Source organism: Eggerthella sp., assembly GCF_048329335.1.
GTDB lineage: Bacteria > Actinomycetota > Coriobacteriia > Coriobacteriales > Eggerthellaceae > Eggerthella > Eggerthella lenta.
Window position 1 is genome coordinate 1 of record NZ_DBFEGU010000419.1, and the last position, 5,096, is coordinate 5,096.

The 5,096-nt window shown below is 66.1% G+C and carries 5 protein-coding genes and 1 pseudogene; 2 read left to right on the plus strand and 4 right to left on the minus strand.

Features of this window, described 5'->3' with window-relative positions:
* Window positions 1–516, minus strand: a pseudogene (locus tag ACMO6A_RS12970) (DUF1385 domain-containing protein); the annotation flags it as partial.
* A gap of 1 nt (window position 517) precedes the next feature.
* The gene (gene thyX, locus ACMO6A_RS12975; protein ID WP_009304741.1) at window positions 518–1,198 is read right to left on the minus strand and encodes an FAD-dependent thymidylate synthase; all 681 of its coding nucleotides are present in this window, start codon (window positions 1,196–1,198) and stop codon (window positions 518–520) included.
* Between the two features lie 113 nt (window positions 1,199–1,311).
* Here thyX and ACMO6A_RS12980 point away from each other — a divergent pair, with 113 nt between their 5' ends.
* Window positions 1,312–2,220 carry a class I SAM-dependent methyltransferase gene (locus ACMO6A_RS12980; RefSeq protein ID WP_015760411.1) on the plus strand — a complete coding sequence of 303 codons (909 nt, stop codon included), beginning with the start codon at window positions 1,312–1,314 and terminating at the stop codon, window positions 2,218–2,220.
* 90 nt (window positions 2,221–2,310) lie between these two features.
* Here ACMO6A_RS12980 and ACMO6A_RS12985 read toward each other — a convergent pair whose 3' ends face one another.
* Entirely contained in the window at window positions 2,311–3,021 is a 711-nt protein-coding gene (locus tag ACMO6A_RS12985; RefSeq protein ID WP_009304745.1) for a flavin reductase, read from the minus strand.
* A 202-nt stretch (window positions 3,022–3,223) separates the two neighbouring features.
* Window positions 3,224–4,096: a hypothetical protein gene (locus ACMO6A_RS12990; protein ID WP_009608838.1), complete on the minus strand. Its 873-nt coding sequence runs from the start codon at window positions 4,094–4,096 to the stop codon at window positions 3,224–3,226.
* A 112-nt stretch (window positions 4,097–4,208) separates the two neighbouring features.
* On the opposite strand from ACMO6A_RS12990, the gene ACMO6A_RS12995 reads away from it, so the two are divergent.
* Window positions 4,209–5,042 (plus strand): DUF364 domain-containing protein, encoded by an 834-nt coding sequence (locus ACMO6A_RS12995; RefSeq protein ID WP_009304747.1) that lies wholly within the window; start codon window positions 4,209–4,211, stop codon window positions 5,040–5,042.
* The last annotated feature ends 54 nt before the right edge of the window (window positions 5,043–5,096 follow it).

Consider the following 5,096-nt stretch of genomic DNA (forward strand, 5'->3'; position numbering starts at 1 on the left):
CTCGGCTTCTGCAGCAAGAACGGGTTCAAGGCGCGCATCGTCGCCGCCGTCAGCGTCGGCGTCGGCAGAAGATTCGATGCCATCGCCGAGGGGGCGGGAGGGGTCTGAGGCGAGTTCCGCACGAGCCGAACAGTCCAGCGGACTGTTAGTGCGAGCAGGACTGTCCGAGCTGCAGACCCCTCCCGCCTCCTCGGCCGCCGCAGGTTCGTCTTCCCCCTCTTCCGCGAACGCATGCAGCGCCGCGATCTCGAGCGCCTTGTAGCCCAGCACGAGCGACTCCAGCATAGCTCGGCATCCGCGCACGAGCGACCAGTACATCCAACCGTTCTTCTTGCGCCCCGAGGCCAGGTCATGCTCTTCCACGTAGATGCCGCCGTCGGGCTCCCGCACGGCCACCGACCAGTTGTACTTGCCGCGCATCATGATGCCCTCGATGAGCGCCTGGCCGCCTACGTGCGTCTTCAGCGCACCGTCCTCGGAGAACGCCCGCGACAGGTCGCTCTTCTGCTCGGCCATGCTAGGCCCTTTTCACGCGCGGGTACGGGTTCCCGCAGGTCATCTTGCCTTCGGGACAGTTGCCGCGGATGCAGGGCGCGCCCGCGTCCATGAAGACGAACGGCGCCGTGGGCTTCGCCAGCTCCAGCATGCGGTGCGCCATCTCGCGGATCTCCCACTGCGCGCGGTTGCAGCAGCGCAAGCTGAAGAAATGCAGCAGCTCGCGCACGTTCATCGTGATAACGATCTTCGTCTCAGCCGCGTTCGGCAGCAGGTAGCGCGCGTCCTCGGCGGGAACGCCCGCGGCCAGCAGCTTCTCGTACGCCTCGATGGCGGCCGCGATAGCCTCGTCGAACACCGCGTTCGTCTCCTCGTTCGCGGCAACGCTTTCAGGCTTCACAGTGGCCAGGCCGTCGGTGAACTTCACGTAGCGCTGGCTCTGCTGGTTGAAGCTGGCGATGCGGTGGCGCACCAGCTGGTGCGTAAGGGCACGCGAGACGCCGTCCACCGCGAACGTGTAGCTGGCGTGCTCGAGCGTGGACGTATGGCCCGCGCTCATGATGGTGGACAGCACGCTTTTCACGCGCTCCTCCGGCATGGCCTCCATCAGCTCGGCCGCGCCGACGGGCGCGTAGCACAGGCGCGCCGCCGTGGCGATCGCGCGCTCGGGGTCGGGCGTGTGGTACAGCAGTTCGACTTGCATAAGATGAATGCTCCTCGTTTCGGGATAAATTCGGCGGATCGCGCGCACAGAGGCGTTTCATTTCGCTAGTATAGTACCTAAAAGCCCGCAACCATCAAAGCGAGAGGCGCGCCATGCCCGAAAACAACACGTCCGAGTCCTTTGTCAACCCGCTGACCGCCCGCGATTGGAACGAGGAGTGGAAGCGGCTCCAGCAGGCACGACGCCGCTTCGACGACGCGAGCTACTGGGACAAGCGGTCGGCCACGTTCACCACGAAGGACGCGCCGAACCCTTACGTCGAGCGGTTCCTCGAGCTAGCCGGCATCCGCGAGGGCGAGACGGTGTTCGACATGGGCTGCGGCACAGGCGCGCTGTCGGTGCCGTTGGGCAAACGGGGCCACAAGGTGGTGGCCGCCGATTTCTCGCAGGGCATGCTCGGCCAGCTGCGGGAAGCGCTCGACCGCGAGGGCGTGCGCACGGTGTTCCCCAAGCAGATGAGCTGGGCCGACGATTGGCCCAGCCTCGGCGTGCGCCCGGGCATGGTAGATGTGGCGCTCGCCTCGCGCTCCGTCGCGACCGCCGATCTGCGCGATTCGCTGCTGCGCCTCACCGACGTGGCGCGCCGCCGCGTATGCGTCACGCTGGCCACCGGCTCGTCGCCGCGCACCGACGAGCGCATCCTCAACGCCATGGGCCTTTCCAGCGTGCTCGGCCGCGACTACCTCTATGCGTTCAACATCCTGGCGAACGAGGGACTGCGCCCCGAGGTTTCCTACATCGACAGCGAGCGCACCGACACGTTCGACTCGCTCGACGATGCCTACGACGCGTTCGCGCGCATGGCGGACGATGCCGTGGGCGCGACCGTCGGAGCCGAAGAGCGCGCGGAGGCGTTCGGTCGCCTGCGCTGCTGGCTGGAAGAGAACCTCGTGCCGAACGAGCGCGCCGGGCAGCCCGACAAGAAGGGGCTTCCGGAGAAGTCCCTGCGCCTGCGCGAGCCCCGAACGGTCACCTGGGCGTTCATCGCTTGGAACAAGTAGAGCGCGTCCCGAACGGCCGATCGCCGTTCGGGACGCGCTCCGACACAGAAAGGTGGCATAGAAAGAGGCGGTCCCCTTTATACCGCCCTTTTATGCCGTTCGCGCGCCTTGCAGCTCGATGCGCTCGAACATGTCGGGACCCACGCTGCACACGGGGCAGGTGAAGTCATCGGGCAGCTCGTCGCCGTATTCGATGTGGCCGCACACCTTGCAGCGCCAGGCGTACTTGGGCTTCGGAGCCTCCGCGTCGCCCTCGCCGGCCGCTGCCGCGGCTGCCGGCGCCGCATCGGGCGCGTCGGGCAGGTAGCTCGATGCCTTCGGCGGCGTCTTGCCGCCCTTGACCAGGTGGTAGTAGGCGTACGTCATCGGATCGCCCGCACACAGCTTCTCGGCTTCCTCCACCTCGCCGATGTAGAGGATGTGCGTGCCCAGGTTCACCGCCTGCACAACGCGCACCGAGAAGCGCGCCACGCACTGCTCGGCCACGAACGGCACGCCCGCCGCGTCGACGCCCGTCTCGCAAGAGGCGAACTTGTCCAGGTCGGTGCTGCAACGGAAGCCGAACGTGCCGATGAGCTCCATCGTGGCGTCCTGCGCCAGGCACGACACGGTGAAGCGGCCGGAGTCGAGAATGACGTCCGTGGTGGCGTTCTCCTTGTTCAGCGCCACGCTTACTTGCAACGGCGACGACGTGACCTGCTGGAACGTGTTAGCGACGCAGGCGGCGCGACGTTCGCCGTCCGTCGCGCCGACGATGTAGAGCCCGTAGCTCAAGCTGAAGAACGCGGTCTGATCGATCATGCGGACACCTTTCCCTCTTCTCGTTTTCTTCTATTTTAATGATAATCATTCTCATTAAGGAAAGCAAGGGTCGAATTGGCCGCATGGTCGAACGCACCGGACGCACAGTAGCCGAACGCCAACAAGCGAGCGGCGCATTGTCGCCCGAAAACACGGAATCGCAGGACGAAGCGTGTTTTTCGAACGACAACGAGCACGGATCTCAGCCGGAAAGGCCGAACGAAGCCCGCACGAGACCGCGCGCGTCGTCGCCCGGCGAAAGCATGCGCGACCCATCCCAGGCGCCGGCGAAGCGCTCCTCCGCCCTCGGGCACAGCCAATCACGCACCACAACGAGCGCATGGGGGAACCGCGCCGAGGGCCCGCGCTCCAGAAGCGCCACCGCAGAAACGAGCCCGCCGTCGCGCATGAGTTCGAGCCGCCCCAGCTCGTCGACCACGAGCAAACCGCCCTCCGCACCGACGGTAACGGAGCCCTCCGCGTCGGGTTCGTCCGCCGGAACGACGATGCGCGAACCTCCCGTACTTGGATCGGCCGGGGTCTCGCCCGCCTCCGCTCCAGATGTTTCACGTGAAACATATGTTTGCGCGAACGAATGTTTCACGTGAAACATTCCCGCCGCCGGATCGACGGGGAGGGGCGCGTAGCCCCGGGAGCCCGCTTCTCCCGGCAAAGCCGGCGCTCCCGCGGGAACCGCAGCCAGCTCGGCCGCGATGCGATCGAAGTGCGCGTTCACCCGCGCGATAGCCTCGTCCGCGATCTCCCAGGCCAGCTGGGCGGAGGCGCTCTGGCTTGTCGGATCGAACGATCCCTCGGCCAGCGCCAGGTCTCGCCGCCGCGCGAACGGCACGCGCTCGCCGCCGGGCAGCAGCACGTTGTCGATGCCGAGCTTCTCGAAGCGACCCTCGCCAGCCAGCCCCCGTTCGCCCGGAACCTCGTGCGGCTCCCGCACGCGCCACACGCCAGGTGCCAGCACGCCCGCAACCTGCACGCCGTCACCCGACAGCTCGGCGGCAAGGCGCTCAAGCCAGCGCGTCTTGCCGATTTGCACGTCGCCCGTCAACAAGAACAGCATCGCAGCGCCAGCCCCTTCCCGGTTGTTTATTCTTGAACGTATATTATACTCTACCGCATATTGAAGAATGGCGGCGCGACGGAACACGCCGCCTCGAGGAGAGAAGGCTGCCATGAAACGCTCCGAGAACGAAGCCGTCCGCCGCCCCGACACGCGCGACGACGCAACGCCGTGGAAGCTCTACAACCGCCTGATCGAGGGCATTCCGGAAGATATCGCCGTACGCGATTATTGTCTGGGAACGCACTGGTCCTACGTCGAGGCCGATTGCGGTATGGGCGTGAGCTTCACCTGCAAAGGCGGAGCCCGGCGCGCGTGCAAGCAGGATCTGCGCGGCACGGGGCTGCGCGAGATGGCGGAGCTGGCGAAGTCGTGGTGCTTCGAGGAAGCCACGCTGGGAGTGGCGGCGCTCAACGCCTACTACGCGCGCAAGGAGCTGCTCGACCCGTTGGGAGCAACCTACGACGAACCCATCGAACTGCCCGACGGCACCGTCCGCAAGACGGACGCTTTCGAGCTGTACCGCCCGCGTATCGAAGCGTCCGAGCGCAAGAACGTCACGGTGGTCGGGCACTTCCCGCACGTCGACCGCATCGCCGAGTACGCGAACCTCACCGTGCTCGAACGCAACTGCTCGCAGGAGCTCGACACGCCCGACCCCGCGTGCGAGTACGTGCTGCCCGATACCGACTTCGCTTTCATAACCGGCGTCACCATCATCAACAAGACCGCGCCGCGCCTGCTCGAACTCGCGCGCAATGCGACCACCGTGCTTGTAGGCCCGAGCGTGATCATGTCGTCGGTCCTGTTCGAGCAGGGAGCCGACGCGCTCGCCGGCAGCGTGGTGGCCGATCCGGAGAAGGCCCGTTTCGCAATCAAGAACGGTACCGGCCAGTTCTTCGGCGAGGCTTTGCAGATGACCATGATCGAACGCGACCGAGCCTAGCCCCTCCTACCCCCGCTCGCAAACCGTACAGATGTTTCACGTGAAACATCTGTA